Annotated in this window: 4 protein-coding genes; 2 read left to right on the forward strand and 2 right to left on the reverse strand. The window is 75.0% G+C overall.

Annotation, left to right across the window (positions count from 1 at the left end):
• Window positions 1-575 (forward strand): SDR family oxidoreductase (locus tag VR44_RS30110; protein ID WP_045950784.1); only part of this gene is annotated, 575 nt, incomplete at its 5' end.
• Window positions 576-578: 3 nt separating this feature from the next.
• Here VR44_RS30110 and VR44_RS46550 read toward each other — a convergent pair.
• Window positions 579-863, reverse strand: coding sequence for a hypothetical protein (locus tag VR44_RS46550; protein WP_211275149.1), 285 nt, complete (start codon window positions 861-863; stop codon window positions 579-581).
• Here VR44_RS46550 and VR44_RS30115 point away from each other — a divergent pair.
• Entirely contained in the window at window positions 855-1,157 is a 303-nt protein-coding gene (locus VR44_RS30115; protein ID WP_045950785.1) for a DUF1876 domain-containing protein, read from the forward strand. The two genes, VR44_RS46550 and VR44_RS30115, sit on opposite strands and share 9 nt — an antisense overlap.
• Window positions 1,158-1,178: 21 nt before the next feature.
• Here VR44_RS30115 and hypE read toward each other — a convergent pair whose 3' ends face one another.
• The gene (hypE, locus tag VR44_RS30120; RefSeq protein ID WP_045950786.1) at window positions 1,179-2,240 is read right to left on the reverse strand and encodes a hydrogenase expression/formation protein HypE; all 1,062 of its coding nucleotides are present in this window, start codon (window positions 2,238-2,240) and stop codon (window positions 1,179-1,181) included.
• Window positions 2,241-2,278: the final 38 nt, after the last annotated feature.

Raw genomic sequence — 2,278 nt, forward strand, 5'->3', positions numbered from 1 at the left:
ACCTCGCGGACCCCGCCGCCTTCGACTCCCTCCCGGCCGCCGTGGACATCCTGGTCAACAGCGCGGGGCTGCAACACGTCGCCGCCATCGAGGAGTTCCCGCCGGAGCGGTTCGAACTGATCCAGCGGGTGATGGTGCACGCCCCGTTCCTGCTGCTGCGGCGGGTCCTGCCGCACATGTACGGGCGCGGGTGGGGGCGGGTGGTCAACATCTCCAGCGTGCACGGGCTGCGGGCCAGTGCCTTCAAGTCCGGTTACGTGGCGGCCAAGCACGCCCTGGAGGGGCTGAGCAAGGTCACGGCCCTGGAGGGCGCCCCGCACGGGGTGACGAGCAACTGCGTCAACCCCGGATACGTCCGCACCCCGCTGGTGGAACGGCAGATCGCCGCACAGGCCGAGGCGCACGGCATCCCCGCCGAGCGGGTCGTCGAGGAGGTCCTGCTGCGCGGCTCCGCCATCAAGCGGCTGATCGAGCCCGAGGAGGTGGCCGCCGTCGCCGTCTGGCTGTGCGGCCCGCACACCGGGCACGTCACCGGCGCCTCGCTGCCGATGGACGGCGGCTGGACCGCGGCCTGAACCTCAGCCGTCCGGGCCGGCGTCGAGGGCGTCCTCGCGGACCCGGCGCGCCAGGTCGGTCTTGGTGTACGCGGGCCGGCCGGCCCGCCGGTACTTCTCCTTGACCCGGTGGAGGCGCCGCGCAGGCCGAGCCCCACGGCGGCGGCCGAACTCGCCGATCCGCCCAGCAACAGCAGCCAGCCGCTCTGGTCGACGGCCGGGGCCCGCCGTCCGGGCTTTGCGGGCGGCGGGCCCGGGGGGATCCTGGGAACGGGGGACGAGGCGCGGAGGAGGCAGGCCATGACACACGCCGAGGAGTGGAGGGTGGACCTCTACCTCGTGGAGGAGGACGGGACGACCAGGGCCCGGGCCGTGCTGGACAACGGGAAGACCACGATCACCGGCAGCGGCCGGGCCCGGTGCAACCCGCAGGACGTGGACGTCCCGGCCATCGGCGAGGAGCTGGCGGCGGGCCGGGCGATGCGCGACCTCTCGGCCCGGCTGATGCGCGCCGCCGACCGGGACCTGGCCGCAGTGGGCGCCGTACCCGAACCGCCGCGCACCGGGTACGGCTGGCCGGACGACGCCCGCCCGGAGAAGTAGCCGGGCGGGCGGCGGGTCCCGTCAGCAGATGCGGGGCAGCTGCTCCCCCAGGGGCAGGTCCACCACTCGGGTGCCGCCGAGGCCGGTGCGCGCCACGACCAGGCCCGGGTGCGCCTCGACGGCCTCGCCGATGACCGCGGCGTGCCGGCCCAGCGGGTGGGCGCGCATGGCGTCGAGGACGGCTTCGGCGTGCTCGCGGGGGACGAAGGCGACCAGTTTGCCCTCGTTGGCGACGTAGAGCGGGTCGAGGCCGAGGATGGCACAGGCGTTCGCCACGGCGGCCGGGACCGGGACGCGTCCCTCGTGCAGGACGACGCCGGTGCCGGAGGCGGCCGCGATCTCGTTGAGGGCGGCCGCGAGCCCGCCCCGGGTGGGGTCGCGCAGGACGTGCAGGTCGGGGGTGACCGCGAGCATCGCCCGGACGAGACCGCCCAGGGCCGCGCAGTCGCTCTCGATGTCGACGCCGAACTCCAGCCCCTCCCGGACGCTCATGATCGCGACCCCGTGCAGGCCGATCTCACCGCTGACGATCACCACGTCGCCCGGTACGACGCGCTGCGGGCGCAGGTCGACGCCGTCCGGGATCAGTCCGATCCCGGCGGTGTTGACGTAGACGCCGTCCCCGTGGCCCACCTCGACCACCTTGGTGTCGCCGGTGGCCACCTCGACGCCGGCGGCCCGCGCGGCGGCGCCCATGTCCTCGGCGACCCGGGCCACCGTCGCCATCGGGACACCCTCTTCGAGGATGAACCCGCAGGACAGGTAGGCGGCCGTGGCCCCGCTCATGGCCAGGTCGTTGACGGTGCCGTTGACCGCCAGGTCGCCGATGCTCCCGCCCGGGAAGAACAGGGGCCGCACCACGTAGGAGTCGGTGGAGAAGGCCAGCCGGAGCCCGCCGAGCCGTAGGGCCGCGGAGTCCCCGAGCTGTGCGAGGGCCTCGCCGCCGAAAGCGGGCGCGAACAGGTGCTGGACCAGCTCCGCCGAGAGGGCTCCGCCGCCGCCGTGACCCATGACCACGCGGGGCCGGTCGCGCAGGGGGGCCGGGCAGGTCCAGCCCGTGATGTCGAGTGCGGTCTCAGGCAACGGGGCTCGCCTCCAGCGGGGCGGTCGGGGTGGTGGGC

It is taken from the genome of Streptomyces katrae, assembly GCF_000966975.1.
Lineage (GTDB): Bacteria > Actinomycetota > Actinomycetes > Streptomycetales > Streptomycetaceae > Streptomyces > Streptomyces katrae.